Origin of the sequence: Pseudomonas sp. USTB-Z (assembly GCF_019691255.1) — a bacterium.
Classification (GTDB): Bacteria; Pseudomonadota; Gammaproteobacteria; order Pseudomonadales; family Pseudomonadaceae; genus Aquipseudomonas; species Aquipseudomonas alloputida.
Window position 1 is genome coordinate 131993 of the sequence record NZ_JAECZP010000010.1, and the last position, 24503, is coordinate 156495.

Here is a 24503-nt window from a genome sequence, read left to right on the forward strand (position 1 = left end):
GAAGGATGTTTCTTATGAGGAAACTGCTCGGCTTGGCAGCGGCTGCTGCCTTTGTTTTGGGGCAAGCGATGTCGGCACAAGCTGCCGATGTTTCGTTTTCGGTGGGGCAGACCGGCGATTCGACAATGGTTTACCGGCTAGGGCTGCAATCGAATTGGGATGCGAGTTGGTGGCAGACCAGCGTTGGTCGGCTGACCGGCTATTGGGATGGGGCCTACACCTACTGGGATGGCGACGAGACCGCAAGCAATCACAGCCTGTCCTTCGCGCCGGTGTTCGTCTATGAATTTGCCGGGGAGTCGGTGAAGCCTTACATCGAAGCCGGCATCGGGGTGGCGGCGTTCTCCAGCACCGAGCTGGAAAGCAACGAGCTGGGTTCGGCTTTCCAGTTTGAGGACCGCATCGGCTTTGGTTTGCGCTTTGCCGGCGGGCATGAGATTGGGGTGCGGGCGATTCACTATTCCAATGCCGGCATCAAAGAGCCCAATGATGGTGTAGAAAGCTACAGCCTGCATTACAGAATGGCGCTCTGAGTTCGCCTGCACTCGTCACTTCGCGGGCAATGCCCGCTCCTGCCGGCATACCACAGCACTCAAGGTATGGGTAATTTGCAGGAGCGGGCTTGCCCGCGAAGACGGTAATGCTGATTTCAGGTGTTAACGCGCCAGCGGCCACAGGCTACTGAGGTCCAGCGTCTCCAGGATCAGTTCGGGTTCTCTCTGAGGCCAACGCCGCAGCAACTCCTCTGCGGCACTGCCGGGCGTCCACGCCTCCGGTATCGCCTGTGCCGACGTTAGCGTAACCTTCAACGATTGTGGCCCTACAATGGTCAGTGCTACCCCTTGGTCCTCAAGGGCCTTGCGTTGCTCACGCATCCATTGCGGCAAATTGTTCCAGCCCGCAGTCACCTGTGTCGGTGCAAACAGCTGCAACGCCGAATAGCGGTTGAAAAGCGCCATCACCTGCGGCGACTGACCCTTTTCCAGCAACGGCAGCGCTTTGCTCAGGCAATGCTCTGCGGCCAGCTGGTTGGTAGTGACGATCGCTTCGATCAGCTCACTGTCACTGGCATTGTCTGGCAGGTAATCGGTGGTGCCGGTGTTGAGGATCAGCCCGTCCAGCGAACACCAGGCATGGCAAATTTGTTGGCACGCATGGCTGACGTGTTGTTCTTCATGCAACTGCCACGGCAACCGCAACAATTGGCTGCCGTAGCGTGCCCCCAAAGCATCCAGTGCGTCGCTATTCTTGCCACTCGCGGCAACGCGATGTCCTTCATCGAGCATCCGCTCCACCAAAGCCAAGCCAAGTCCGTTGCTTGCGCCCGTAACCCAGAAACTGCGTGAGTTAATCAAGACGTTATCCCCTAATTCTGCCGGCGTGGCAGCCCTTTGAACGCTTCCAGGGCCCGCTGGCGACTGCTGCTGAGATCTACGATTGGACTTAGGTAAGAAGTATTACCGAAAAGGTCCGTCGATTTAATGGGCTGATGGATGGCTTTTTCATCGAGTGCTTGTAGTTCTGGTACCCAGTGGCGAATGAAATGCCCCTGAGGATCGAAGCGCTGCGACTGCGAAACCGGGTTGAAGATACGGAAATAGGGCACCGCATCGGTGCCGGTGGACGCACTCCACTGCCAACCCCCGTTGTTGGCGGCCAGATCGCCGTCTATCAGGTTTCGCATGAAGTGTCGCTCGCCCTTGCGCCAGTCAATCAGCAGGTTCTTGCTGAGGAACATGGCCACGATCATGCGCAAGCGGTTGTGCATCCACCCGGTGTGCAGCAACTGGCGCATGGCGGCATCGATGATCGGGAAGCCGGTGCGGCCCTGCTCCCAGGCCTCCAGGTCTGCCGGGGCGTCACGCCAGGGCAAGGCTTCGGTTTGGGCGCGGAAGGCGCGGTGGCGCGAGACCTGTGGATAACCGCTCAGGATGTGCTTGTAGAACTCCCGCCAGAGTAGCTCGTTTATCCAGGTCTGCACGCCCATGCTGCCACTGTCGAACTCGCCCCGGTTGCTGGCCAGTGCACCGTGCAAGCATTGGCGGGGCGAAATCACGCCGGCGGCCAGGTAGGGGGAAAGCTGGCTGGTGCCGGGCTTGGCAGGTAAGTCGCGCAAGTGGTGGTAGTCGTCGATGGTTTCGTCCAGGAAGCGTGACAGACGGGACTGTGCCTCAGCCTCACCTGCTGGCCAGTGGTCGCGCAGTGCGGGCGTGGTTTTTCCGAACCCCTCTACATGTTGCGGGATTGGGTCGCTGCCGATGTTCAGCGGGGCCTGGCGCTTCACCCGCCGTGCCAGGGCCGGCAGGCTGCGGTGCAGATGCTCAAGGCAGGTCTTCTTGAACTGACTGAACACCTGGAAGTAATCGCCACTGCGAGTCAGTACGGTGCCCGGACGGAAGAACAGCTGGTCGAGGTAGCTGTGCGCCTGGATGGCCGACTTTTCCAGCAGTGCCCGGGTGGCATCATCCCGGCGCTGCTCATTGATGCCGTACTCCTCGTTCCAGTGCACGCTTTGCACCTGATGTTGGCGACAGACATCGAGCACCGCCTGTGGCGCCTGGTCCCAGGTATCGATTGTGCGGATCAGCAGGGGGATGTTCAGCTTTTCCAGTGATTGGCGCAGGTCATGCAGGTTACGCAGCCAGAAGTCGACTTTGCAGGCGGCATCGTCATGGGCTTGCCATTGTCCGGGGCTGACCAGCCACAGGGCGATGGTCGGGCCGCGCTCGGTGGAGGCGCTGAGTGCAGTGTTGTCATCGATACGCAGGTCGCTGCGCAGCCAGGTCAGGTGCATGGGGCATTTATCTCTACAGGCTGTCGATCATGGGCTTGAAGCACGCGCAATGCCGCCTGCGGGGTGTCGAACAGGAAAAGGTCGGGTAGCTCAAAAGCCTTCAAGCGGGCTTCATGCAGCGCCAGCGTGGCACCACCCAACAGCTTGGGGATTGGTAAGCCTTGCAGGGTGCGCAGCAACGCCTTGTCGTCGATGCGTGGGCCCAAGTGCAGGAGTAAGGCGCGTGGTTTGAGCGCGTTGACGGCGCTTAGCAATTGCGGGCCTGCGACGGGCTGCTCGAGCACCTCGACCGGGAAGCCATTGCTGGTGAGCAGCCAGGCGCACAACCATAAGTCTGGGCTGAAGGTGCGTTCGCTGTCTTCGGCCAGCAGCACGGCGGGCCCTTGCAGCAGCTGGTTGTCGTGGTACACGCGGGCACCAAGCTTGCTGCGCAGCCAGCTGTGGAAAAAGACCTGCTCCAGCCGAGCGTTGAAGTAATTGCGCCAGCGCTGGTCGAGCATGTCGAGCAGCGGCAGCAGCAGTTGTTCGCACAGGGTGACTGCCGGGTACAGCGCCATGGCCTGGTTAAGTTGCTGGTCGAGGGCGCGCTGTGAAAGGCCGGCGATGGCTTCGATCAGCTGGAATTGCCTGGCTTGCCAGTCCCCCTTCGGTGGGGTGCTGGCGGGTTTGTCGAGCAACTCGCGGACTTGGCCGACCGACGCGCCACGCTGCAGCCAAGCCAGGACCGCCTCGACGCGTTCGACCTGCTCAAGTGGGTACAGGCGATGCCCCTTGGCGGTGCGCTGTGGCTTGAGCAACCCATACCGGCGCTCCCAGGCGCGCAGGGTGACCGGGTTTACGCCGGTGCGACGGGCAAGTTCGCCGATGGGCAGCAAGTCCTCAGACCGCATTGCGCAAGCCCAGGCTCTCGGGGTGCGGCTGCAGGTAGGCTTGTTGCTGCAGGTAGGGGTCTGGGTGCTTGCGCAAATGGTGTTTGAGCAAGGTCAGTGGCACTACCAGTGGTACCACGCCTTGTTGGTATTGGCCGATGACTGCCTGCAACTCGGCCTTGTCCTGCTGCGTCAGGGCATCCTTGAAGTAACCGCTCAGGTGCTGCAGCACGTTACTGTGGGTGCCGCGGCTCGCGCAGCGGCGCAGGGCTTGCATCAGCTGGCTGAAATAGCGCGGGCCGATGCTCTGTGGTTCATCAGCCTTGCTCATGCTGCCAAGCAGGCGGCCGAGGGTGCGATAGGCCTGGGGGTTATTGGCCATCAGCAAATACTTGTAGCGCGAATGAAAGCGTACCAGCGCGCCACGGTTCAGGCCCTCGGCCAGCAGGCGCTGCCAGTCGGCGTAGGCGTAAACGCGGCTTATGAAGTTCTCGCGCAGCACGGGGTCATGCAGGCGGCCTTCTTCCTCTACTGGCAGGTCCGGGCGCAATGCACAGAAAGCCTGGGCATAGACGCCGCGCCCACCATGCACGGCCGGGTGGCCATTGTCCTGATAAACCTTTACCCGTTCCAGGCCGCAAGAAGGTGACTTCTGCATGAAGATGTAGCCGCAGATGTCGTCAAGTTCGTTGGCCATCTGCTCGCCATAGGTGCGCAGCGGGTCGGTCAGGTCCTTGCCGGGGTCGCGGGTGCCGACCACTTCGGGTTGCTCGGGGTTGCCGACCAGGCGAATCGGGTCGCGCGGAACACCCAGGCCGATTGCCACTTCCGGACACACAGGTAGCCAGTCGAAGTGCTGTTCCAGCTGTTTACGGCACAGGTCGGAGGCCTTGTGGCCGCCGTTGTAGCGCACGCTGTGCCCGGTCAGGCAGGCGCTGATGGCGATACGCGGCTTGCGGTGGGCGGAAGGGTCGTGCATGGCTGCCTCCGAAAATAAACCTGTACGTGACTCGAAACTTGTACAGGTTTATTTCAGCACAGCGCTGAAGTTATGCAAACTAGTATTTTTGTATAGTTCGGCATCACTCAAGGTGTTCGAGCAAGCGCCGCGCCGCTTCCTGGCCACTGAGCCATGCGCCCTCGACGCGGCCGGACAGGCACCAATCCCCACAGGCGTACAAGCCCTGGTCGGCATCGGCCAGTGCGCCCCACTCATGGTTGCTACTGGGGCGGGCATAGAGCCAGCGGTGGGCCAGGGCGAAGGTGGGCGGTGGTACCACGCAGCCGACCAGTTCGGCGAATTCGCCCCACAACTGTTCGATCACTACTTCTTTGGGCAGGTCGATGTGTTGGCGGCTCCAGTCTGACGTCGCGTGCAGTACCCAGGTGTCCAGGTGCTCGTCGCGGCCGGGCTTGCTGCGATTGCGGGCCAGCCAGTCCAGCGGGTTGTCCTGCACGAAGCAGCCTTGCATTGGCGTATCCAGCGGTGCCTGGAAGGCGAGGGCCACGGCCCAGGTAGGTTCCATTTGCACGCCAGCGGCCACGGCCGCCAGCTTCGGTGTGGCGGCCAGAAGTGGCGTGGCCTGCGGTGCCGGTACGGCGATGACCACACGGCTGTAGGGGCCGTGGCTGCAACCTTCGGTATCTTGCAGGTGCCAGTACTGCTTGCCGCGAAACACTTCCGCTATGCGGCAGCCGAAGTTGACCGTGACGTCCTTGAGCAAGCCGCGGGTAATGGCGCTCATGCGTGGCACGCCTACCCAGCGCGTCTGCTCGTCAGGGGAAGGGGTGAGTTCGCCGTCACGGTAGTTATACAGTTGAGGCTTCCATTGTTCGGCCCAGCCGGCGGCCACCCATTGCTGCACCTGATCGACAAAGCGTCGGTCACGGGCAGTGAAGTACTGTGCGCCCAGGTCGAGCGCGCCGGCTTCGCTGCGCTTGCTGGCCATGCGCCCGCCACTGCCGTGGCCTTTGTCGAACAAGTGCACGGATTGCCCGGCCTTTTGCAAAGCCTGGGCGGCTGACAAACCGGCGATGCCGGCCCCGATGATAGCGATAGGTATTGTCATGATGGCCTCTTCAAACCTTGCTGTGAGCAGACTACGCTGTCAGGCAAACCTGTACAATGCAAAAATTCTGTATAAGGTTATTCCGTGTTAGCGGGCAGGTTGGCCTATGTTTATCCGAGAGCGTCGGGTCAAAAAAGTGCCTTGCTGTTAAAAATAGACCACCGACGCATTCTGCGAGGACACAGCCATGCATATATTGCTGACAGGTGGCACCGGTTTGATTGGCAAGCATCTGTGCCAGTACTGGCTGGGCCAAGGGCATCGGCTTACGGTTTGGAGCAGGCGTCCTGAACAGGTGGCAAAAATCTGTGGTAGCGGGGTGCGCGGTATCGCGCGCCTGGAGCAGTTGGAGGCCGACGATCATCTTGATGCGGTGGTCAACCTTGCGGGTGCGCCGATTGCCGACAGGCCCTGGACGGCCGCCCGGCGCAATGTGCTGTGGGCCAGCCGTGTCACCCTTACCGAGCAATTGCTGGCTTGGTTGGGCACCCGTGAGCAGCGCCCGGAGGTGTTGATCTCCGGCTCTGCGGTAGGTTGGTACGGAGACGGTGGCGAACGCGAACTGACCGAGGCTTCACCCCCGGTGCGTGAAGATTTCGCCAGCCAGTTGTGCATTGCCTGGGAAGAGACCGCCCAGCGTTCGCAAGCGCAGGGGATCCGCGTGGTACTGGTCCGTACTGGCCTGGTGCTGGCCAGCGATGGCGGCTTTTTGTCGCGCCTGCGCATACCCTTCAAGCTGGGGGTGGGCGGGCCTTTGGGCAATGGGCGGCAGTGGATGCCCTGGGTTCATATAGACGACCAGGTCGCCCTGATTGATTTTCTCTTGCAGCACAAGGATGCCAGCGGTCCTTATAATGCCTGCGCGCCGGAGCCTGTGCGCAACCGTGAGTTTGCCAGGCGACTGGGCCGCGCCCTGCATCGGCCGGCGCTGTTGCCAGTGCCGGCATTGCTGCTCAAGGCCGGGCTTGGCGAGATGTCCACCTTGCTGCTGGGAGGCCAGCGGGCGCGCCCGGTACGCTTGCTGGAAGCCGGCTTCACCTTCCGCTTCAACGATCTGCAATCGGCGCTGGACAACCTGTCCAGTGGCCTCTGACATAGGACGCTGCATGACCGATCACGCCCTGCTGCTGGTCAACCTGGGTTCCCCGGCCTCCACCTCGGTGGCCGATGTGCGCCGTTACCTCAACCAGTTCCTCATGGACCCATACGTGGTCGACCTGCCGTGGCCGGTGCGGCGCTTGCTGGTGTCGCTGATCCTGATCAAGCGCCCAGAGCAGTCGGCACACGCCTACGCTTCGATCTGGTGGGAGGAGGGCTCGCCTCTGGTTGTGCTGACCCGTCGCCTGCAGGCAGCGATGGTCGAGCACTGGCCCCATGGCCCAGTGGAAATTGCCATGCGCTACGGCCAGCCAGCGTTGCCTGATGTGTTGGAGCGGCTGGCCGCCCAAGGTGTGCGCAAGGTGACTTTGGCGCCGCTTTATCCACAGTTCGCCGACAGCACGGTGACCACGGTGGTCGACCTGGCAAAACAGACGGTCAGCGAGCGCCAGTTGCCGTTGCAGATGCGTGTGCTGCAGCCGTTCTACGAGCACCCGGCGTACATCGAGGCACTGGCTGCCAGTGCCCGGCCGCACCTTGAGACGGGTTACGACCACCTGCTGCTGAGCTTCCATGGTTTGCCGGAGCGGCACCTGAAAAAGCTGTTTCCGAAAGGGGTCAAGCACGACCTGCGTGCTGCCGATTGCTGCCACGGTGCAACCGCCGAAGTACGTTCGGTTTGCTATCGCGGGCAATGCCTGGCTACGGCCAAAGCCTTTGCGCAGAAAATGGGCATACCTGATGGCAAGTGGTCGGTATCGTTCCAGTCGCGACTGGGCCGGGACAAGTGGATCGAACCCTACACCGAGACGCGGTTGGATGAACTGGCCAAGGCCGGTGTGAAGAAGCTGCTGGTGATGTGCCCGGCGTTTGTGGCGGATTGCATCGAGACGCTGGAAGAGATAGGCATGCGTGGCAGCGAGCAGTTTGTCGAGGCGGGTGGCCGGGAGCTGGTGCTGGTGCCGTGCCTGAATGATCACCCGGAGTGGGTGAGGGTGTTGGCTGATATGTGTGAAAAGGCCTGAATCGAAGGGGCCGCCTTGCGGCCCCTACCGACCGTTTACACATCCAGCTTCTTGTGCTTCCAGCTGTCATTACCCGGCAGAATCAGGTTCAGCGCAATAGCCACAATGGCGCACAGGGCGATGCCCTTCAGGCCCCAGTCATCCGGGCCGTCACCGCTGCCGATCAGCACGCCGCCGATACCGAACACCAGTGTCACCGAGACGATCACCAAGTTGCGTGCTTCGCCCAGGTCAATCTTGTGGCGGATCATGGTGTTCATGCCCACCGCTGCAATCGAGCCGAACAGCAGGCACAGAATGCCGCCCATCACCGGCACCGGGATGCTCTGCAGCAGCGCGCCGAACTTGCCGATGAACGCCAGGGTAATGGCGAAGACCGCTGCCCAGGTCATGATCTTCGGGTTGTAGTTCTTGGTCAGCATCACCGCGCCGGTCACTTCGGCATAGGTGGTGTTGGGCGGGCCGCCGAACAGGCCGGCTGCAGTAGTCGCCAGGCCGTCGCCCAGCAATGTCCGGTGCAGGCCAGGCTTTTTCAGGTAGTCACGGCCGGTCACGCTGCCCACTGCGATCACCCCGCCGATATGCTCGATCGCCGGCGCCAGCGCAACCGGGACGATGAACAGAATGGCCTGCCAGTTGAACGCAGGGGCGGTGAAATTGGGGATTTCCAGCCACGGTGCGGCAGCGATCCTGGCGGTGTCGACCACGCCAAAGGCGAACGACAGGGCAAAGCCCACCAGCACGCCGGAGATGATGGGCACCAGGCGGAAAATGCCCTTGCCGAATACGGCAACGATCAAGGTTGTCAGCAGCGCTGGCATCGAGATCAGCATGGCCGTCTTGTATGGCATCAGCGCTGTACCGTCCCCACCTTTGCCCATCGCCATGTTGGCGGCGATTGGTGCCATGGCCAGGCCGATGGAGATGATCACCGGGCCGATCACCACCGGCGGTAGCATGCGGTCGATGAAACCGGTGCCTTTGATTTTTACCATCAGGCCCATGAAGGTGTACACGAAGCCGGCAGCCATCACGCCGCCCATGGTCTCGGCCAGGCCGAACTGGCCTTTGGCGAGGATGATCGGCGTGATGAAGGCAAAGCTCGAGGCCAGGAACACCGGTACCTGCCGGCCGGTGACCAGCTGGAATAGCAGTGTGCCGATGCCGGCGGTGAACAGCGCGACGTTCGGGTCGAGGCCGGTGATCAGGGGCATCAGCACCAGCGCGCCGAATGCCACGAAGAGCATCTGCGCGCCCGAAACGACCTGGCGCCAGAGCGGGTCGTTGAAGCCGTCCTGCATGGTCAGGCGTCCTTTTGCTTGGTGCCGAAGATCTTGTCACCGGCATCACCCAGGCCTGGCACGATGTAGCCGTGCTCGTTCAGGCGCTGGTCGATCGAGGCGGTGTAGATCTTCACGTCCGGGTGGGCTTTTTCCACCACCTCGATGCCTTCTGGTGCGGCGACCAGCACCATGGCGCGAATCTCTTTGCAGCCGGCCTTTTTCAGCAGGTCGATGGTGGCAACCATCGAGCCGCCGGTGGCCAGCATCGGGTCGATGATCAGGGCCAGGCGCTGGTTGATGTCCGGCGCGAGCTTTTCCAGGTAGGTGTGGGCTTCGAGGGTTTCTTCGTTTCGGGCAACGCCGACGGCGCTGACCTTGGCACCCGGGATCAGGCTGAGCACGCCGTCGAGCATGCCGATGCCGGCGCGCAGGATCGGTACTACGGTGATCTTCTTGCCGGCGATTTTTTCAACCGAGACCTTGCCACACCAGCCGTCGATCTCGTAGGTTTCGAGGGGCAGGTCCTGGGTGGCTTCATACGTCAGGAGCGCGCCGACTTCCTGGGCGAGTTCGCGAAAATTTTTGGTGCTGATATCGGCACGGCGCATCAGGCCAAGCTTGTGGCGGATCAGCGGATGGCGGATCTCACGAGTGGGCATAGGGGAGGGCTCCGAAAGGCGGGCAAAAAAACCGCGCTAGATTAATCTATTCAGCCTGTGCTGTCGTCTGGTCATTCTGGACGTTAGTCCATAAATGCTTGATCTGTGACGAGCGGATGCGTACCTTTGCCCGCTTTTCCAAAATGCCCCCCGGAGCGCGCCATGTCCGCCGATCTCGAGCATATCCGTCAAGTCATGCATGAAGCTGACTGCCTGTACACCGAAGCCGAAGTCGAAGCGGCCATCGCCAAAGTCGGCGAACAGATCTGCAAGGACCTGCACGACAAGAACCCGGTTGTGTTCTGCGTGATGAATGGTGGCCTGATCTTCTCCGGCAAACTGCTGACTCACCTGCAGTTCCCGCTGGAAGCCTCCTACCTGCACGCTACCCGCTACCGCAACCAGACCAGCGGCGGCGAGCTTTTCTGGAAGGCCAAGCCGGAAGTGTCCTTCATCGACCGTGACGTGTTGATCGTTGACGATATCCTCGACGAAGGCCACACCCTCAGCGCCATCATCGAGTTTTGCAAGCATGCCGGCGCCCGCTCGGTGTACACCGCTGTGCTGATCGACAAGGATCACGACCGCAAGGCAAGCCCTGACCTCAAGGCCAACTATGTGGGCCTGCCTTGTGTCGATCGCTATATCTTCGGTTACGGCATGGACTACAAAGGGTACTGGCGCAATGCTAACGGCATCTTCGCCGTAAAGGGGCTGTAACCGTGCGCCAGCCTGCGTTCATCGACCAATCGCTGTTCGTCGGGCTGGCCGAAAAGGCCGCAGCCAACCCGCGCGGGCGGCAGCATCACACCTTCCACGAAATGGAAGAGCCCTGCCATCGCATGGCGGTCGGGCTGCAACCAAGCACCTACATTCCGCCGCATCGCCATGTGAGCGCCGACAAGGCTGAAACCTTGATAGCACTCAAGGGGTGCTTTGGCCTGCTGATCTTCGATGAACAGGGCACGGTTGCAGACAAGCGGGTGCTGCAGGCCGGTGGTGACTGTCTGGGTGTGGATCTGGCGCCTGGTACCTACCATGGCTTGGTGGTGCTGGAGCCCGACAGCATCCTGTTCGAGTGCAAGGCTGGGCCATACCGACCAGTGGGCGAGGGCGAGCACGCACACTGGGCGCCGCGCGAGGGTGAAGCCGGCGTGGCCGATTACCAGGCCTGGATGCGCGCGCAGTTCGATTGATATCGGCTGCACCCGGCATGCTAGAGTGCTCCTTCATACAAGGAGCCTCACATGCGTGCGATTCTTCCCCTCCTGCTGGCGGTCAGCCTGCCGCTCGCTGCCGCACCGCTGCACAGTCAGTTCCTGCCACCTGATGACCAGTCCCTGCGCCAGGAAGCGCCGACCAGCCAGCAATTGCTGCAAGTGACTGACTATTCGGTGGTCGTAGGGGCCCAGCGCCAGTCCGATCAGCAGCCGATTCCGATCACATCGTCGTTGCAGGTGCGCCTGAAGGGCAAGCCGCTGAGCAAGGGCGCAACCATTGCCCAGGTGCTGCTGACGTTCGATGGTGAAGCGGCCAAAAGCCTGAAAAAGCCTGTGTATGACGCTAAAACCCGCACCTTGAGCCTGAATTACCCAGTCAGCAACTACCGGGTGGTCATGGACCTGCTGCGTAACGAAACCCTGTACGTGCAGTTTCTGACTTACGGCAACGGCCATATCTGGGCCGACCTGCACACCGGGACGGTACGTACGCGTTGAGGCGCGAAGCCTGCGGGGGGTAAACTGCCGGCCTTCGAAATTCCGTGATGGTCCAGTTGGAGTCGGCAATGCGTAAAGACAAGAAACAGGTAATCGGTGACGAAATCAGCGACGACTACATCAAGTCGTTCCTTCAGTTCGAGCCGGCCGATGGTGTGACTTCGCCGTCGCTGCACAAGCTGGTCAAGGCTTACCGTGGCCTGCGCGTGGACGACTTTGAGCGCTTTGTAGGCTTCTTCGTCGAAGCTGGCCTGGACCTGGATGGCAAGGACGAGCACGGCAAGACCTTCGTCGAGCAAATTGCCGACCAGCGCAATGCCCCTGAGTACATCGAGATCATCGATAAAGCCCGCGGTTGATCTTCAACCTGTGCTGGCCCTTTCGCGGGCTCGCCCGCTCCCACAGGGATGAGGGCAGCGCCGAACCTGTGGGAGCGGGCAAGCCCGCGAAGAGGCCGGCACAGGCTGATAGGTCTCCAGGCACAAAAAAACGCCCCGAGGGGCGTTTTTTCGTTAGCAGGCGGTTCAGGCGTAATGCTTGGCCGCCGGGCTGCTTTCTGCCAGGTCCAGGGCCGCGTCGTTATCGGCACTGATCTTGTGGTACAGCGCAGCATCGGTTGCCAGGGTCTTCTCGCGAGCCGGGAAGATTTCCTTGAGCTTGGCAGCCCAGGCACCCTTGGCCTGCTCGGGGAAGCAGCGCTCGATCAGTTCCAGCATGATCGACACGGTCACCGAGGCACCCGGCGATGCGCCGAGCAGAGCTGCCAGGCTGCCGTCCTGGGCCGAGACCAGCTCGGTACCGAACTGCAGCACGCCGCCTTTTTTCGGGTCTTTCTTGATGATCTGCACGCGCTGACCCGCCACTTCCAGGCGCCAGTCTTCGGCCTTGGCCTGCGGATAGAAACGACGCAGGGCTTCCAGACGCTGCTCCATCGACTGCATCACTTCGCTGACCAGGTACTTGGTCAGGTCCATGTTGTCGCGGGCCACGGCCAGCATCGGGCCAATGTTGCCCATGCGCACCGACAGCGGCAGGTCCATCAGCGAGCCGTGCTTGAGGAACTTGGTAGTGAAGCCGGCATACGGGCCGAACAGCAGCGAAGTCTTGCCGTCCACGACGCGTGTGTCCAGATGCGGTACCGACATCGGCGGGGCGCCGACAGCGGCCTGGCTGTAGACCTTGGCCTGGTGCTGCTTGACGATTTCCGGGTTGTCGCAACGCAGCCACTGGCCGCTGACAGGGAAGCCGCCGAAACCTTTGCTTTCCGGGATGCCGGACAACTGCAGCAGCGGCAGGGCCGCGCCGCCGGCGCCGAGGAAGACGAAGCGGGCGTCGACTTCACGGCTGCCGCCGCTGTTGACGTCCTTGATGCTCACGGTCCAGCCGCTGCCGTTACGGCGCAGGCCGACAACCTTCTTGCTGTACTTGACCTGCGCGTCCGGCGAGTCGCCCAGCAGCTTGAGCAGCTTGTTGGTCAGTGCGCCGAAGTTGACGTCGGTGCCTTTGGCCACGCGGGTAGCGGCGATGTGCTGGTCGGCCGGGCGGCCAGGCATCATCAGCGGCATCCAGTCGTTCATCACGGCCTTGTCTTCGGTGTATTCCATCTCGGCGAAGGCGTGGTGCTGCTTGAGCAGCTCGAAGCGCTTCTTGAGGAAGGAAACACCCTTGTCACCCTCGACATAGCTCAGGTGCGGGACAGGGTTGATGAAGGCACGCGCCGAGCCGAAGTTGCCCTTCTTGCTCAGGTAGGCCCAGAACTGGCGCGAAACCTCGAACTGGGTGTTGATGTGCACGGCCTTCTTGATGTCGATGCTGCCATCGGCGGCCTGCGGCGTGTAGTTCAGCTCGCACAGGCCGGCGTGGCCGGTGCCTGCGTTGTTCCAGGGGTTGGAGCTTTCCGCGGCCCCGGAGTCCATCGCCTCGACGACCTCAAGCTTCAGGGTCGGGTCAAGCTCCTTGAGCAGTACGGCCAGGGTGGCACTCATGATGCCCGCGCCTACCAGTACCACATCAACCGATTCGTTCTGCGCCATTTAACGCGTCTCCACAATCTACAGCTACCTAATTGACAGCATAGGACCTGGGTTTGCCAGGGTCGCCATGTCCGACTTTTCGCAGTTCTTGCAACTTCCGCGGACACCGCCAATCAGTCTTCGGGTTCGTGTATTGAACGCCGTTTGCCACAGGTGCGGCAATTCGACTTATGGTCAAGGTGTCGTGCGTGCGTTATGGAACGGTTCAGACACTCATACGGGATGAGCGCATCTGCCGCCTGTTCAGGGCTGTTCGGGACACATCTGCCGCTTTTGCACATGCCAGACTGTTCATTTGCTCGCCACACTCTTGTGAAGTTGTGAAAACCGTTTTTTCACGCTCTTTTGGAGACGTGAACCTCAAAAGGGGACTGCGCGATGGCAACCCGCAGGTTCATGCAGTGTGAAGGGCCAGAAAAAGCAGGCACGACAGCCGATGCAAGACCTGAGTGGAAGGCTCTCTGTGGGCGAAGCGGTGAAGTTGCCGGGGTCAATCGGCGAGTGCGGGGCCCGATCAGGAGACGTCCTTATAATCGGGGGGAGATTATAGCGATGTCGCGGGCAGAAATGTCGCCATTCGTGGTTTTTATTGCAGCGTTTGTCAGGCAACGAGGAGGCGCTGGTGCCAACGGCGGTTTGCGCGGGCGCAAACCCCGGCTTCGGCGGGCAGCTCGCGCCCCAGCCAGGCCAGCTGAATTTCGCTGATCTGCACCCAGTCGATGCCCCGTGGTGCCTGGCTGCATTGCTTGAAGGCCAGGCATTTGCCATCCGCGTCAAGGCGGGCATAAGCGTTGTGACGCGACCGTTGGAAGAGCTGAGTCAAGAGCGAGGTCATGGCGGCGAGTCCTTTGCGTTAGGGCTTGGCGCAAGGATAAGGGTGTGGCGATGAAACGATTGTGACAAGCGGGTTGGGCCGATGACTGGTCTGTGCCTGGCTAGGTATACTGTGGGCCTTTGCCGCATTTTCTGGAGAAACGCGCATGTTGCAACGTCTGTTGTTCGGTTTGATCGCCGTGGCCAGCCTTAGCCTGGTCGGTTGTGCCCACAGCCCGCAACAACTCAACCCGCAACCCACGCTCAAGGCCCAGCTGGCCCCGGTCGGCCATGGCCAGCCGGTGGTGGTCCGGGTAGTTGATGGCCGGCCTTCACAGTCCCTGGGTACCCGCGGTGGCATGTACCCCGAGACCAGCACCATCAGCGTCAGCGGTAACGACGTGGTGCCCAAGCTGCAGGCTCAGGCTGAAGCCGCTGTGCGCCTGCTCGGCTTCACCCCAACCCCGAACGCCGGCAATGCGCCGCAGCTGACCGTGACCCTCGCCGAACTGAAGTACCAGTCGCCGAAAGACAACCTTTACGTGACCGAGGCCACCATCGGCGCCACCTTCCGCGCTGATGTGACCAATGGCGGCCGCCGTTACAGCGGCCGTTATGGCGCTTCGCTGGACCAGCGTTTCGGCATGGCGCCGAATCAGGACACCAACACCCAGCTGGTGGGGGATGTGCTGAGCGATGCCCTGACCCGCCTGTTCAAGGACCCGAGCATTGGGCAGGTGCTGGGTCAGTAAGCTTCAGGTTGTGTCAGAGAACCCGCTGCCTGAGTGACAGGCAGCGGGTTTTTTGTTGCCTGGACGGCACAGATTTACGCCGCTTCTATGTGGAAATCCAGCAAGCTGAACCCTGTGCCTGCATCCACTTCGGGCAAGTCCTCATGCACATGTCCGCCAAGCGCACAGTAGACCAGCCACTGGCGGTCCTGCACATTGATGGCAAAACCATCGATCAGCGCCTGTTGTTCATCGCTCTGGGCAACGAGGTAGAGGCGGTCCTGGTTTTCGGCGTGCAACATGAAAAAGCTCCGGGTCATCAAAAGGTCGACAGGGTCGCCTGTATGGATGACGAGCGGATGACAGATGAAATTTAATGACAGTTTGTCGCCAAGGCCGGGCGCCACGGTGCGACTTGGGTAGAATGCTGGCCTTTGTCACTGCTCACATCGAGGTCGCGTGATGTCCTTGCAAGTGCTCTGGGGGTTCCTGGCCGCCCATCCCACCAAGCTGATCAACCTGCTGGCGCTGCTGCTGACCTGCCCGGGCGGTTTGCTGCTGCACAGTGCGCGGCGGCGCGAGGCCGAAACCCGCGCGTACATGGCAGTAGACGAGGGGGTAGTGGACGCTTTCGAACTTCGGGTGCCGAAATACTTCTACATCCTGGGCTTTTCGTGCCTGGCGATGGCGCTGCTGCTGTCCTGGTTCAGCACCTGGGTCTGAGAACCATCGGGGCCGCGTTGCGGCCCAATCGCGACACAAGACCGCTCCCACAAGGGTGGACGCAATTCTCTGTGGGAGCGGCCTTGTGTCGCGTTTGGGCTGCAACGCAGCCCCCGGGATCGATCAGGCGACCGGCGTCTGCTGCCGGACCTGGTACTGGTTGCGCACCGGCGTCGCATACTGCAACACCAGGTACGGCCGCTGCTCTTGCGGGCAGGCATCCAGACGCCGTTGCCATTCTTCCTTGGCCTTGGCCAGCTCATCCGCCGGGAACACCTTCTCGGCGCTTGGCACCTGCAGGGCTTCGTCCTTGCCTTCCCACATCGCATACGCCAGGTAATGCACTGGGAACAGTCGGTAGCCCCCCAGAATCTGCCGGTCAATCTCTGCCGCCAGCTGTTTTGTGTCTTCGTGGTACTCGGTTACCGGCGGCGCGAAGTTGATGTGGACTCGGCCCTTGTAGCCGGTAATGCCTTTGGCAATGCTGTTGTCATCTTCGCCCGGCGCCTTCTTGTAGGTGCCGGTTGTGGCGCGGATGTACAGCTCGCGGGCCTTGGCCTGGTCGCACGGGTCGTATTCGTAGCTGATCGACACCGGGGTCAGGTTCAGGCTCTGGATAACCGCACCGAACGGCTCGTCCTTGCGGCTCATGTGGAACATCTTGAGGATCGCCGAGTCGGTACGGTCGTCACCGTCCTTGGCCCGACCTTCGGCCTGGGCAATCCAGATCGAGGTGGCATCGTTGCGGATCGAGTGGTTGATGTAGGCCGATAGCAGTTGGTAGGCAGCCAGTTTTTCGCGCCGCCCGCTGATCGAACGGTGCACGATGAAGCTTTTGTTCAGGCGCATCATGTCGCTGACAAAGGGCTTTTGCAGCAGGTTGTCGCCAATGGCGATGCGCGGCGTGGGCAGGCCGGCGTGGTACACGGCATAGTTGACGAAGGCCGGGTCCATGACGATATCACGGTGGTTGGCCAGGAACAGGTAGGCGGTGCCTGCCTTGAGCTGTTCCACACCCGAATAGGTGACGCCGTCGGTGGCGCGATCGATGGTCTGGTCGACGTAGTACTCGACTTTGTCCTGCAGGGTCGAGACACAGGTAACGCCGGCGAATTCCTTGCGCAGGCGGCGTGCGATCAAGGGCTTGAGCAACCAGCCGAGAGCACCGGCCGCACGCGGAAAGCGGAAGTGAGTGAGGATATCGAGGAATGCCGGGTCGCTGAGCAGGCGTGCCAGAACGGCAGGGACCTCAGCGTCGTCGTACGGTCGGATGGCATCGAATTCGCCCATCATGCTCTCTTGTTGGAAACGGCTAGGGTAATAAGGTAGGGACGGGCTCCGAAAAACGGCTCGGACGCACACAGACCCTGTAAACAGACCGGCAATTATACGCATAAGTCACTGCGGAGGCCGCGATGCTGGAAACCGACTTCTATGATTGCCCTTATTGTGGCGAACGTGTGGAAACTACCGTCGATCTGTCTGCGGGCGACCAGGTTTATACCGAGGATTGTCAGGTGTGCTGCCAGCCTGTGGTGTGCATTCTGCAGGTGCATGGTGACGAATGGATGCTTGAAGTCCGCCGCGAGGACGACGCCTGATGCAGCGCATCTACGAACCGGAAAGCCTGCTCGAGGCGCAAATGCTGGCAGGCATGCTTGCCAGCGAGGGGATCGATGTACACGTGGTCGGCCGTGACCTGCTCGGTGCCGCCGGCGAGCTGCCCTTGCAGGGCCTGTTGGGGCTTATCGTGGCTGATGAGCAGGCCGAATGCGCACGGCAGCTGATCGATGCGTACAATGATGCCCAGCCACTGGTTGGCGACGAGCCGGAGCATGTCCCCGGTACCTTGATCTGCTAGGTTCTGAATTCCCCCATGTGTGGACGTTATGCCCTGTTTCGCTGGCCCCAGGCCCTTGCCAGTCTGCCGGGTTTTCCCGTCGGCCAGCCGGCCCAATGGAATATATCGCCAGGGGCGTCGGTGCTGATCCAGCGCCAGCTTGATGGCCAGCAGCAACTGGCAAAGGCGCGCTGGGGGTTGACCCCGGCCTGGCTCACCGACCTGTCCCGTACCCCCGCCCATGCCCGGGCCGAAACGCTGGCCGAGCAACCGATGTTTCGCGATGCATTTCGCCAGCGTCGCTGCCTGATGCCGGCCAACGGCTTTTACGAATGGCGTGGCAACGTGCGCAAACGCCCGTTCTGGTTGACCCCGGGGGAGGGCGCGTCGCTGTATTTTGCGGCGGTGTGGGAGGCCTACCCGGTGCAGGACCAGGTATGGTTGAGTTGCGCGGTGGTGACCCAGGCGGCCATGAACCAGCGTCGGCCGCTGATACTGGACGAGGCCGGACAGGCGGCCTGGCTCGACCCGGACACGCCGGTTACCCGCTTGCACGAGCTGCTGGCCAGCCCACCTGCGACGTTGCGTGAGCGGGCCTTGGCCAATTTCGTCAATGACCCGAAGCTGGATGCGCCGGAGTGTCTTACCCCGGCTTGATGGGGGGCTGTGCCGGCCCTTTCGCGGGCAAGCCCGCTCCTACAATGATCGTGTTACCCCTGCTGTAGGAGCGGGCAAGCCTGCTCCTGCCCTCGGTCGTGTTACCCCTGTAGGAGCGGGCTTGCCCGCGAAGAGGCCGGTACAGGCGACGAAAATCTTCCCTGCGGCTATGGCAGCCACTGGCGACTCGGCCTAGGATACGCCGCATGTGGATAGGGAGTGTTTTCATGCGTAAGTCTTTTGTCGTCAGCCTACTGAGTGCTGGCATCCTGCTGGCCGGCTGCCAGGCGGTGAATACCACCAGCGGCGGTGCTGTTGGCGTCGAGCGCCAGCAGTACATGTTCAGCATGCTCTCGACCGATGAGGTCAACCAGATGTACGCGCAGTCGTATCAGCAGACCCTGGGTGAAGCGTCGAGCAAGGGTGTGCTCGACAAGTCCAGCGCCGATGCCAAGCGTGTGCAGGCCATTGCCAACCGCCTGATCGCCCAGGCGCCCAAATTCCGCCCGGATGCCGCGCAGTGGGACTGGCAAGTCAACGTGATCAAGAGTGATGAACTGAACGCCAACTGCGGCCCGGGCGGCAAGATCATCGTCTACACCGGGCTGATCGATCAGCTCAAGCTCACCGATGCGGAAATTGCCGCAGTGGTGGGGCACGAGATTGCCCACGCCTTGCGCGAGCATAGCCGCGAGGCCATGTCCAAGGCATACGGTGTGGAAATGGCTCGTCAGGGTGCCGGTGCCATCTTCGGCCTCGGCCAGAGCAGCATGGCCATGGCCGACACGGTGGTGAACTACGCCATGACCTTGCCAAACAGCCGGGCCAACGAGAACGAGGCCGACCTGATTGGCCTGGAGCTGTCGGCGCGTGCCGGCTACGACCCGAATGCCGCGATCACCTTGTGGAACAAGATGAGCAAGGCTTCCGAAGGTGCACCGCCTGAGTTCATGAGTACTCACCCGGCGTCCGCGAGCCGCATTGCTTCGCTGCAGGCGGCGATTCCGAAGGTGATGCCGCTGTATCAGGCAGCAGCCAAGCAATAAATGCCTGAATCGTGGGGCTGCATGGCAGCCCCCGGTTTTCCCTTTATCCAATCCAGCCACTGGCCTTCATTGCCGAATAGACGGCCACGATCGCCAGCACGAAGAACGCCGTTGCCGCCAGGCGGCGAATCAGCGTCAACGGCAGTTTGTCAGCCGCGAAGTTACCCGCCAGTACCACCGGCACGTTGGCAATCAGCATACCCAGGGTAGTGCCGATAATGACCATGATCAGGTGCGGATACTGCGCAGCCAGCATCACGGTGGCGACCTGGGTCTTGTCACCGATTTCGGCCAGGAAGAACGCAATCAGTGTCGTCAGGAACGGCCCGAAACGGCGAGCCGGGTTCTCGTCGTCATCCATCTTGTCCGGTACCAGGGTCCACAGTGCGGTGGCGGTAAAGCTCGCGGCCAGGATCCAGTGCAGTGCCGAATCGCTGAAGAAGCTGCCGACCCAAGCCCCCACGGCACCGGCTGCGGCATGGTTGGCCAAGGTGGCGGCGATGATGCCGGCGATGATCGGCCAGGGTTTGCGGAAGCGGGCAGCGAGAATGAGTGCGAGCAGTTGCGTCTTGTCGCCGATCTCGGCCAGGGCAACGATAGCGGTGGGGACCAACAGTGATTCCAGCATCAGGATTCCTACGGGGGCGGGTCGACACGGCTATGACACGTACAGCCTCCCCGCCCCGGGTAAGGTGTGCGTGTCATAGGTCTTGTCAAACCCTCGATCCGTCTATGCGGATCTCGCCATGCAGGCGTGCATGGTGGGTCGCACGCGCCATGGTCTGTGGACCAAGTATGTTGACGCGTACCGGGCGAGCTGGGTGCTCGCGGGAGACTACTCCCCTAGGACGGTGCGGATTCTGCCTAGGCAAAACGTTTTCGGCAAGCGCTGTTTTTTATCCGCGAGTTGCCTGGTAGATGCGGAAACCGTCGGCCTCGTCACGTACCTGGCAGTTGCCCAACGCCCCTTCGATCAGTGGTTGGTAGCGCAGGAAACTGTTGGCAACCAAGCGCATTTCGCCACCTTTTCGCAGATGAAAGGCGGATTTTTTCAGCAAGTTTTCCGAAGCCTGATAGTTGGTATGAACGCCGGTGTGGAATGGCGGGTTGCTCAGGATAAGGCTCAGTTCGGTAGGGGCGGCGTCGATGCCATCGCCACTGATCACTTCGCCTTCCAGGCCGTTGGCAGCCAGCGTCAGGCGGCTGGCGGCCACGGCGAAGGCATCCACGTCCAGCAAGGTCACCCGGCTTTGTGGGTAACGGCGTTTGAGCGTGGCCCCCAGTACCCCGGCACCGCAGCCAAAGTCCAGCATGTGACCACCGGGCAGGCCGTCAAGATGCTTCAGGAGCAGGGCCGTACCTCGGTCGAGTCGGCCATGGCTGAATACCCCAGGCAGGCTGATCACCTGCAGCGGGCCGTCTTCCAGGGCCAGCTCGAAGCGCTCGGCCAGGCTTTCCAGCGGTTTTGCCTGCGGTGCCTGGTCGATGGTCACTTGCCACAGCTGGCAGTGCCGGGCGCTGTCGAGCTTGCGTGGCTTGCCAAAGGCCGCCAACTGCTTGGCCGCGCCCTCGATGCCACCGCGCTTCTCACCGACCAGGTACAGCTCGCGGCCAGCCAGGCGCGACGCCAGGGTATTGAGCAGATAGGCGGCCAGCTCGCGGGATTTGGGCAGGAACAGCACGGCGCTTTCGAATGCTGCTTCAGGGGCCTCGACGCCGTAATGGCTGCGGCCTGCGAAGCGGCTTTCGAGCATGGCCTGATCGCCGGCATGCCAAGTCCAGGCCTGGGCCTGAGGCAACTGGCCGAGCAGGTCGTCGGCGGGGGCGCCGGCGATCAGCAGCGGCCCCTGAAACAGCTCTGCCTGGCGGAGCAACACTTCACTGCGCGGGTCCATGGACGACGTCTCCTGGAAAAAAGTGGCGCAGTGTAGCAGAGGCAGGCGCCTGGCTCAGCTGACCACGCGGCGTGGCTGCCCGGCGAAGAAGGCCTGGGCGTTCTCACTGAGCTGGCCGACGATGCGCTGGCGCGACTCTACGGCACCCCAGGCGCTGTGCGGGGTGATGATCAGGCGCGGGATGCCGGGCTCCAGCAGCGGGTTGCCGTTGACCGGCGGCTCCACGCTCAGCACGTCGGTCGCCGCGCCGCCCAAGTGACCACCGCGCAGGGCATCGGCCAACGCCTGTTCGTCGATCAGGCCGCCACGGGCGGTGTTGACCACCAGCGCGTTGGGCTTGAGCAGGGCCAGTTCGCGGGCACCGAGCATATGCCGGGTGTGCTCGTTCAGCGGGCAGTGCAGGGTCAGGGCATCGACTTGCGGCAGCAACTCGTCCAGCGGCAGCCGGTCGGCGCGCTCCGGGCGGCCAGGGATCTGCCCGCTCAGCACACGCATACCGAAGGCTTCGGCCAGCCTCGCCACTGCGCCGCCCAGTTCACCGTGGCCGAGCAGGCCGAGGGTTTTGCCCTCCAGTTCGACGATAGGAAAGTCCAGCAGGCAGAACTGGCTGGCCTTGGCCCACTGGCCATCGGCCACCGCCTGGTTGTAGTCGCACAGCCGGGTGGCCAGGGCCAACAGCAGGGCCAGGGTATGCTGGGCGACAGACGGCGTGCCGTAGCCCTGGCAGTTACACACGGTGATGCCCTGGGCGCGGGCGGCGGCCAGGTCGACATTGTTGGTGCCGGTGGCGGCCACCAGGATCAGCTTCAGTTGCGGGTTGGCAGCCAGGGTAGCGGCGTCGAGCATGACTTTGTTGCTGACCACTGCCACGGCGCCCTGCAAGCGTTCCGCGACCTGTTCCGGGCGGGTGGCGGCGAACAGTTCGAACTGGTCGAACTGCTGCTTCAGGGGCGAAAGGTCGAGGTCGCCAAGGTCCAGGGACTGGTGATCGAGAAACACGGCGCGACGCGGGCTGGGCATGAAGATCTCCGGTGGCAGGGAGGGATAAGGGCGTTGTGGCCATTCGCAGGCACGCCCGCGCCCGCAAGGTCACCACAACCCTTGCAGGCGCGGGCTTGCCGGCGAAGAGGCACTCGGCTTCGGCGCAAACCTGAAGCCGCCGCCGCAGTGTCTAGCTCAACCTTGCTGCCCGTCAACGCCCGCCACTCATACCTTTGCCGCGCAAATCATTCCTTCGGCTGATTTGGCCGTCACATTGGCGAACTACAGTAAACCCAGACTTGTCCGGCCCGCTTTTCAGAAAAGGGATCCCCATGTTGCAGACACGCATCATCAAGCCCGCCGAGGGCGCCTATGCCTATCCATTGCTGATCAAGCGCCTGCTGATGTCCGGCAGCCGCTATGAAAAGACCCGGGAAATTGTCTACCGCGACCAGATACGGCTGACGTATCCACAGCTCAACGAGCGCATTGCCCGCCTGGCCAATGTGCTGACCGAGGCCGGGGTCAAGGCCGGTGATACCGTAGCGGTGATGGACTGGGACAGCCATCGCTACCTGGAATGCATGTTCGCCATCCCGATGATCGGCGCTGTGGTGCACACCATCAACGTGCGCCTGTCGCCCGAGCAGATCCTCTACACCATGAACCACGCCGAAGACCGCGTGGTGCTGGTCAACAGCGACTTCGTGGGCTTGTACCAGGCCATCGCCGGGCAGCTGACCACTGTCGACAAGACCTTGCTGCTGACCGATGGCCCGGACAAGACTGCCGACCTGCCCGACCTGGTCGGGGAGTATGAGCAGCTGCTGGCGGCGGCCAGCCCGCGCTACGACTTCCCGGACTTCGACGAGAACTCGGTGGCCACTACCTTCTACACCACTGGCACCACCGGTAACCCCAAGGGCGTGTATTTCAGCCACCGCCAGTTGGTGCTGCACACACTGGCCGAGGCCTCGGTCACCGGCAGTATCGACAGCGTACGCCTGTTGGGCAGCAACGACGTGTACATGCCCATCACCCCGATGTTCCACGTGCATGCCTGGGGCATCCCCTACGCCGCCACCATGCTCGGCATGAAGCAGGTGTACCCGGGCCGCTACGAGCCGGACATGCTGGTCAAGCTGTGGCGTGAAGAGAAGGTCACCTTCTCCCACTGCGTACCGACCATCCTGCAGATGCTGCTCAACTGCCCGAACGCACAGGGGCAGGACTTCGGCGGCTGGAAGATCATCATCGGCGGCAGTTCGCTCAACCGTTCGCTGTACCAGGCCGCCCTGGCGCGCGGCATTCAGCTGACCGCTGCGTATGGCATGTCGGAAACCTGCCCGTTGATCTCCGCAGCACACCTGAACGATGAACTGCAGGCCGGCAGCGAGGATGAGCGCGTCACCTACCGTATCAAGGCCGGTGTGCCGGTGCCGTTGGTCGAAGCGGCCATCGTCGACGGCGAAGGCAACTTCCTGCCCGCCGATGGTGAAACCCAGGGTGAGCTGGTACTGCGTGCGCCGTGGCTGACCATGGGCTACTTCAAGGAACCGGAGAAGAGCGAAGAGCTGTGGCAGGGTGGCTGGCTGCACACCGGTGACGTCGCCACCCTCGACGGCATGGGCTACATCGACATCCGCGACCGCATCAAGGATGTGATCAAGACCGGCGGCGAGTGGGTTTCCTCGCTCGACCTGGAAGACCTGATCAGCTGCCACCCGGCCGTCCGCGAAGTGGCGGTGGTGGGGGTGGCGGACCCGCAGTGGGGTGAGCGCCCGTTTGCCCTGCTGGTGGTACGTGACGGCCACGCTATCGACGCCAAGGCACTGAAGGAACACCTCAAGCCGTTCGTCGAGCAAGGTCATATCAACAAGTGGGCGATTCCAAGCCAGATCGCCGTTGTTACTGAAATTCCCAAGACCAGTGTCGGCAAGCTCGACAAGAAACGCATCCGCCAGGACATCGTCCAGTGGCAGGCCAGCAACAGCGCGTTCCTTTCCACGTTGTAACCGTTGTGCGGGTCGCGCACGTCAGAGCGTGACCCGCATGCTAGAGAGCCCGCCGCCTTGCCAAACGACAGAAATGCGCCATCCTTGAGCACTGCCAGCCCGCAACCGGAGCAAAACTGCAGCGAGTTGGTGGCATGGAGCGCAAATCACACTTTAGAGGGATCAAGCGCCTGTGCCTGCTGGCTATAGTCGGGGCCAGGGGATTTTCAGGAATGGGGGAGGGCGACATGCGCAAGCTGTGTCGCCGCGGGTGC

General features: G+C 62.1%; 28 protein-coding genes and 1 riboswitch. Of the genes, 14 read left to right on the forward strand and 14 right to left on the reverse strand.

The window, feature by feature from the left end; genetic code table 11:
• Positions 1-14 precede the first annotated feature (14 nt).
• Positions 15-533, forward strand: a complete 519-nt coding sequence (locus I8746_RS14030) for an acyloxyacyl hydrolase (protein WP_003247385.1) — start codon at positions 15-17, stop codon at positions 531-533.
• A 123-nt stretch (positions 534-656) separates the two neighbouring features.
• Here I8746_RS14030 and I8746_RS14035 read toward each other — a convergent pair whose 3' ends face one another.
• The 5 genes from I8746_RS14035 to I8746_RS14055 form a co-directional block, all read right to left on the reverse strand.
• Positions 657-1355 (reverse strand): SDR family oxidoreductase, encoded by a 699-nt coding sequence (locus tag I8746_RS14035; RefSeq protein ID WP_014755326.1) that lies wholly within the window; start codon positions 1353-1355, stop codon positions 657-659.
• An 11-nt stretch (positions 1356-1366) separates the two neighbouring features.
• The gene (phrB, locus tag I8746_RS14040; RefSeq protein ID WP_004575883.1) at positions 1367-2794 is read right to left on the reverse strand and encodes a deoxyribodipyrimidine photo-lyase; all 1428 of its coding nucleotides are present in this window, start codon (positions 2792-2794) and stop codon (positions 1367-1369) included.
• Entirely contained in the window at positions 2785-3684 is a 900-nt protein-coding gene (locus I8746_RS14045) for a MerR family transcriptional regulator (protein ID WP_003247379.1), read from the reverse strand. The genes phrB and I8746_RS14045 overlap by 10 nt, the downstream gene beginning before the upstream one ends.
• Positions 3674-4642, reverse strand: a complete 969-nt coding sequence (locus I8746_RS14050) for a DUF523 and DUF1722 domain-containing protein (protein ID WP_003247377.1) — start codon at positions 4640-4642, stop codon at positions 3674-3676. The genes I8746_RS14045 and I8746_RS14050 overlap by 11 nt, the downstream gene beginning before the upstream one ends.
• A gap of 103 nt (positions 4643-4745) precedes the next feature.
• The gene (locus I8746_RS14055; protein WP_012051188.1) at positions 4746-5732 is read right to left on the reverse strand and encodes an NAD(P)/FAD-dependent oxidoreductase; all 987 of its coding nucleotides are present in this window, start codon (positions 5730-5732) and stop codon (positions 4746-4748) included.
• Between the two features lie 187 nt (positions 5733-5919).
• Here I8746_RS14055 and I8746_RS14060 point away from each other — a divergent pair, with 187 nt between their 5' ends.
• Positions 5920-6825 carry a TIGR01777 family oxidoreductase gene (locus I8746_RS14060; RefSeq protein WP_012051189.1) on the forward strand — a complete coding sequence of 302 codons (906 nt, stop codon included), beginning with the start codon at positions 5920-5922 and terminating at the stop codon, positions 6823-6825.
• Positions 6826-6838: 13 nt separating this feature from the next.
• Positions 6839-7855: a ferrochelatase gene (gene hemH, locus I8746_RS14065; protein WP_012051190.1), complete on the forward strand. Its 1017-nt coding sequence runs from the start codon at positions 6839-6841 to the stop codon at positions 7853-7855.
• A gap of 35 nt (positions 7856-7890) precedes the next feature.
• Here the strand turns inward: hemH and I8746_RS14070 are convergent, their stop codons facing one another.
• Both I8746_RS14070 and upp read right to left on the reverse strand, forming a co-directional pair.
• A complete protein-coding gene (locus I8746_RS14070) occupies positions 7891-9156 on the reverse strand; it encodes a uracil-xanthine permease family protein (RefSeq protein WP_003247369.1) in 1266 nt (421 codons plus the stop codon).
• A 2-nt stretch (positions 9157-9158) separates the two neighbouring features.
• Positions 9159-9797, reverse strand: a complete 639-nt coding sequence (upp, locus tag I8746_RS14075) for a uracil phosphoribosyltransferase (protein WP_003247366.1) — start codon at positions 9795-9797, stop codon at positions 9159-9161.
• A 162-nt stretch (positions 9798-9959) separates the two neighbouring features.
• Between upp and I8746_RS14080 the strand changes: the two genes are divergently transcribed.
• The 4 genes from I8746_RS14080 (at position 9960) to I8746_RS14095 (ending at position 11874) form a co-directional block, all read left to right on the forward strand.
• Positions 9960-10517 carry a hypoxanthine-guanine phosphoribosyltransferase gene (locus tag I8746_RS14080; protein WP_010951990.1) on the forward strand — a complete coding sequence of 186 codons (558 nt, stop codon included), beginning with the start codon at positions 9960-9962 and terminating at the stop codon, positions 10515-10517.
• A 2-nt stretch (positions 10518-10519) separates the two neighbouring features.
• Positions 10520-10993, forward strand: coding sequence for a WbuC family cupin fold metalloprotein (locus tag I8746_RS14085; RefSeq protein ID WP_012051191.1), 474 nt, complete (start codon positions 10520-10522; stop codon positions 10991-10993).
• Between the two features lie 51 nt (positions 10994-11044).
• Positions 11045-11515, forward strand: coding sequence for a hypothetical protein (locus I8746_RS14090; protein WP_003247361.1), 471 nt, complete (start codon positions 11045-11047; stop codon positions 11513-11515).
• A 68-nt stretch (positions 11516-11583) separates the two neighbouring features.
• Positions 11584-11874, forward strand: coding sequence for a PA4642 family protein (locus tag I8746_RS14095; RefSeq protein WP_003247360.1), 291 nt, complete (start codon positions 11584-11586; stop codon positions 11872-11874).
• A 165-nt stretch (positions 11875-12039) separates the two neighbouring features.
• On the opposite strand, the gene mqo is transcribed toward I8746_RS14095, so the two are convergent.
• The gene (gene mqo, locus I8746_RS14100; protein WP_003247357.1) at positions 12040-13548 is read right to left on the reverse strand and encodes a malate dehydrogenase (quinone); all 1509 of its coding nucleotides are present in this window, start codon (positions 13546-13548) and stop codon (positions 12040-12042) included.
• Positions 13549-14149: 601 nt separating this feature from the next.
• The gene (locus I8746_RS14105; RefSeq protein WP_041168293.1) at positions 14150-14383 is read right to left on the reverse strand and encodes a hypothetical protein; all 234 of its coding nucleotides are present in this window, start codon (positions 14381-14383) and stop codon (positions 14150-14152) included.
• Positions 14384-14528: 145 nt separating this feature from the next.
• Between I8746_RS14105 and I8746_RS14110 the strand changes: the two genes are divergently transcribed.
• Positions 14529-15113 carry a YajG family lipoprotein gene (locus tag I8746_RS14110; protein WP_010951995.1) on the forward strand — a complete coding sequence of 195 codons (585 nt, stop codon included), beginning with the start codon at positions 14529-14531 and terminating at the stop codon, positions 15111-15113.
• Between the two features lie 74 nt (positions 15114-15187).
• Here I8746_RS14110 and I8746_RS14115 read toward each other — a convergent pair whose 3' ends face one another.
• Positions 15188-15394, reverse strand: a complete 207-nt coding sequence (locus I8746_RS14115; protein WP_003247353.1) for a hypothetical protein — start codon at positions 15392-15394, stop codon at positions 15188-15190.
• Positions 15395-15554: 160 nt separating this feature from the next.
• Here I8746_RS14115 and I8746_RS14120 point away from each other — a divergent pair, with 160 nt between their 5' ends.
• Complete coding sequence (locus tag I8746_RS14120; RefSeq protein WP_012051192.1) at positions 15555-15815, forward strand: hypothetical protein; 261 nt, start codon at positions 15555-15557, stop codon at positions 15813-15815.
• A gap of 123 nt (positions 15816-15938) precedes the next feature.
• Here the strand turns inward: I8746_RS14120 and I8746_RS14125 are convergent, their stop codons facing one another.
• Positions 15939-17108, reverse strand: a complete 1170-nt coding sequence (locus tag I8746_RS14125; RefSeq protein ID WP_003247351.1) for a 1-acyl-sn-glycerol-3-phosphate acyltransferase — start codon at positions 17106-17108, stop codon at positions 15939-15941.
• 122 nt (positions 17109-17230) lie between these two features.
• Between I8746_RS14125 and I8746_RS14130 the strand changes: the two genes are divergently transcribed.
• The 4 genes from I8746_RS14130 (at position 17231) to I8746_RS14145 (ending at position 19358) form a co-directional block, all read left to right on the forward strand.
• Positions 17231-17416 (forward strand): CPXCG motif-containing cysteine-rich protein, encoded by a 186-nt coding sequence (locus I8746_RS14130; protein WP_003247349.1) that lies wholly within the window; start codon positions 17231-17233, stop codon positions 17414-17416.
• Positions 17416-17676: a putative signal transducing protein gene (locus tag I8746_RS14135; RefSeq protein WP_003247348.1), complete on the forward strand. Its 261-nt coding sequence runs from the start codon at positions 17416-17418 to the stop codon at positions 17674-17676. Before I8746_RS14130 ends, I8746_RS14135 begins: the two co-directional genes overlap by 1 nt.
• A 15-nt stretch (positions 17677-17691) precedes the next feature.
• Positions 17692-18312, forward strand: coding sequence for an SOS response-associated peptidase (locus I8746_RS14140; RefSeq protein WP_003247346.1), 621 nt, complete (start codon positions 17692-17694; stop codon positions 18310-18312).
• Between the two features lie 227 nt (positions 18313-18539).
• On the forward strand, positions 18540-19358 hold the full coding sequence (locus I8746_RS14145) for a M48 family metallopeptidase (RefSeq protein WP_003247344.1): 819 nt from the start codon (positions 18540-18542) through the stop codon (positions 19356-19358).
• A gap of 43 nt (positions 19359-19401) precedes the next feature.
• Here I8746_RS14145 and I8746_RS14150 read toward each other — a convergent pair whose 3' ends face one another.
• The 3 genes from I8746_RS14150 to I8746_RS14160 all read right to left on the reverse strand — a co-directional run bounded on the left by I8746_RS14150 (position 19402) and on the right by I8746_RS14160 (position 22273).
• Positions 19402-19986: a TMEM165/GDT1 family protein gene (locus I8746_RS14150; protein ID WP_003247342.1), complete on the reverse strand. Its 585-nt coding sequence runs from the start codon at positions 19984-19986 to the stop codon at positions 19402-19404.
• A gap of 88 nt (positions 19987-20074) precedes the next feature.
• Positions 20075-20214, reverse strand: a riboswitch (yybP-ykoY riboswitch).
• Between the two features lie 40 nt (positions 20215-20254).
• Positions 20255-21253: a class I SAM-dependent methyltransferase gene (locus I8746_RS14155; protein ID WP_014755338.1), complete on the reverse strand. Its 999-nt coding sequence runs from the start codon at positions 21251-21253 to the stop codon at positions 20255-20257.
• A gap of 54 nt (positions 21254-21307) precedes the next feature.
• Positions 21308-22273 (reverse strand): 2-hydroxyacid dehydrogenase, encoded by a 966-nt coding sequence (locus I8746_RS14160; protein ID WP_010952003.1) that lies wholly within the window; start codon positions 22271-22273, stop codon positions 21308-21310.
• A 293-nt stretch (positions 22274-22566) separates the two neighbouring features.
• Between I8746_RS14160 and I8746_RS14165 the strand changes: the two genes are divergently transcribed.
• Positions 22567-24249, forward strand: coding sequence for a fatty acid--CoA ligase (locus tag I8746_RS14165; RefSeq protein ID WP_012051196.1), 1683 nt, complete (start codon positions 22567-22569; stop codon positions 24247-24249).
• The last annotated feature ends 254 nt before the right edge of the window (positions 24250-24503 follow it).

What these genes read in the sequence shown, in the direction of transcription:
- I8746_RS14030 (WP_003247385.1), top strand. Translation starts at nt 15, where the DNA reads ATGAGGAAACTGCTCGGCTTGGCAGCGGCTGCTGCCTTTGTTTTGGGG.
- phrB (WP_004575883.1), bottom strand. Translation starts at nt 2,794, where the DNA reads ATGCACCTGACCTGGCTGCGCAGCGACCTGCGTATCGATGACAACACT.
- I8746_RS14045 (WP_003247379.1), bottom strand. Translation starts at nt 3,684, where the DNA reads ATGCGGTCTGAGGACTTGCTGCCCATCGGCGAACTTGCCCGTCGCACC.
- I8746_RS14050 (WP_003247377.1), bottom strand. Translation starts at nt 4,642, where the DNA reads ATGCACGACCCTTCCGCCCACCGCAAGCCGCGTATCGCCATCAGCGCC.
- I8746_RS14055 (WP_012051188.1), bottom strand. Translation starts at nt 5,732, where the DNA reads ATGACAATACCTATCGCTATCATCGGGGCCGGCATCGCCGGTTTGTCA.
- I8746_RS14060 (WP_012051189.1), top strand. Translation starts at nt 5,920, where the DNA reads ATGCATATATTGCTGACAGGTGGCACCGGTTTGATTGGCAAGCATCTG.
- hemH (WP_012051190.1), top strand. Translation starts at nt 6,839, where the DNA reads ATGACCGATCACGCCCTGCTGCTGGTCAACCTGGGTTCCCCGGCCTCC.
- I8746_RS14070 (WP_003247369.1), bottom strand. Translation starts at nt 9,156, where the DNA reads ATGCAGGACGGCTTCAACGACCCGCTCTGGCGCCAGGTCGTTTCGGGC.
- upp (WP_003247366.1), bottom strand. Translation starts at nt 9,797, where the DNA reads ATGCCCACTCGTGAGATCCGCCATCCGCTGATCCGCCACAAGCTTGGC.
- I8746_RS14080 (WP_010951990.1), top strand. Translation starts at nt 9,960, where the DNA reads ATGTCCGCCGATCTCGAGCATATCCGTCAAGTCATGCATGAAGCTGAC.
- I8746_RS14090 (WP_003247361.1), top strand. Translation starts at nt 11,045, where the DNA reads ATGCGTGCGATTCTTCCCCTCCTGCTGGCGGTCAGCCTGCCGCTCGCT.
- I8746_RS14095 (WP_003247360.1), top strand. Translation starts at nt 11,584, where the DNA reads ATGCGTAAAGACAAGAAACAGGTAATCGGTGACGAAATCAGCGACGAC.
- mqo (WP_003247357.1), bottom strand. Translation starts at nt 13,548, where the DNA reads ATGGCGCAGAACGAATCGGTTGATGTGGTACTGGTAGGCGCGGGCATC.
- I8746_RS14105 (WP_041168293.1), bottom strand. Translation starts at nt 14,383, where the DNA reads ATGACCTCGCTCTTGACTCAGCTCTTCCAACGGTCGCGTCACAACGCT.
- I8746_RS14110 (WP_010951995.1), top strand. Translation starts at nt 14,529, where the DNA reads ATGTTGCAACGTCTGTTGTTCGGTTTGATCGCCGTGGCCAGCCTTAGC.
- I8746_RS14115 (WP_003247353.1), bottom strand. Translation starts at nt 15,394, where the DNA reads ATGTTGCACGCCGAAAACCAGGACCGCCTCTACCTCGTTGCCCAGAGC.
- I8746_RS14120 (WP_012051192.1), top strand. Translation starts at nt 15,555, where the DNA reads ATGTCCTTGCAAGTGCTCTGGGGGTTCCTGGCCGCCCATCCCACCAAG.
- I8746_RS14125 (WP_003247351.1), bottom strand. Translation starts at nt 17,108, where the DNA reads ATGATGGGCGAATTCGATGCCATCCGACCGTACGACGACGCTGAGGTC.
- I8746_RS14130 (WP_003247349.1), top strand. Translation starts at nt 17,231, where the DNA reads ATGCTGGAAACCGACTTCTATGATTGCCCTTATTGTGGCGAACGTGTG.
- I8746_RS14135 (WP_003247348.1), top strand. Translation starts at nt 17,416, where the DNA reads ATGCAGCGCATCTACGAACCGGAAAGCCTGCTCGAGGCGCAAATGCTG.
- I8746_RS14140 (WP_003247346.1), top strand. Translation starts at nt 17,692, where the DNA reads ATGTGTGGACGTTATGCCCTGTTTCGCTGGCCCCAGGCCCTTGCCAGT.
- I8746_RS14145 (WP_003247344.1), top strand. Translation starts at nt 18,540, where the DNA reads ATGCGTAAGTCTTTTGTCGTCAGCCTACTGAGTGCTGGCATCCTGCTG.
- I8746_RS14150 (WP_003247342.1), bottom strand. Translation starts at nt 19,986, where the DNA reads ATGCTGGAATCACTGTTGGTCCCCACCGCTATCGTTGCCCTGGCCGAG.
- I8746_RS14155 (WP_014755338.1), bottom strand. Translation starts at nt 21,253, where the DNA reads ATGGACCCGCGCAGTGAAGTGTTGCTCCGCCAGGCAGAGCTGTTTCAG.
- I8746_RS14160 (WP_010952003.1), bottom strand. Translation starts at nt 22,273, where the DNA reads ATGCCCAGCCCGCGTCGCGCCGTGTTTCTCGATCACCAGTCCCTGGAC.
- I8746_RS14165 (WP_012051196.1), top strand. Translation starts at nt 22,567, where the DNA reads ATGTTGCAGACACGCATCATCAAGCCCGCCGAGGGCGCCTATGCCTAT.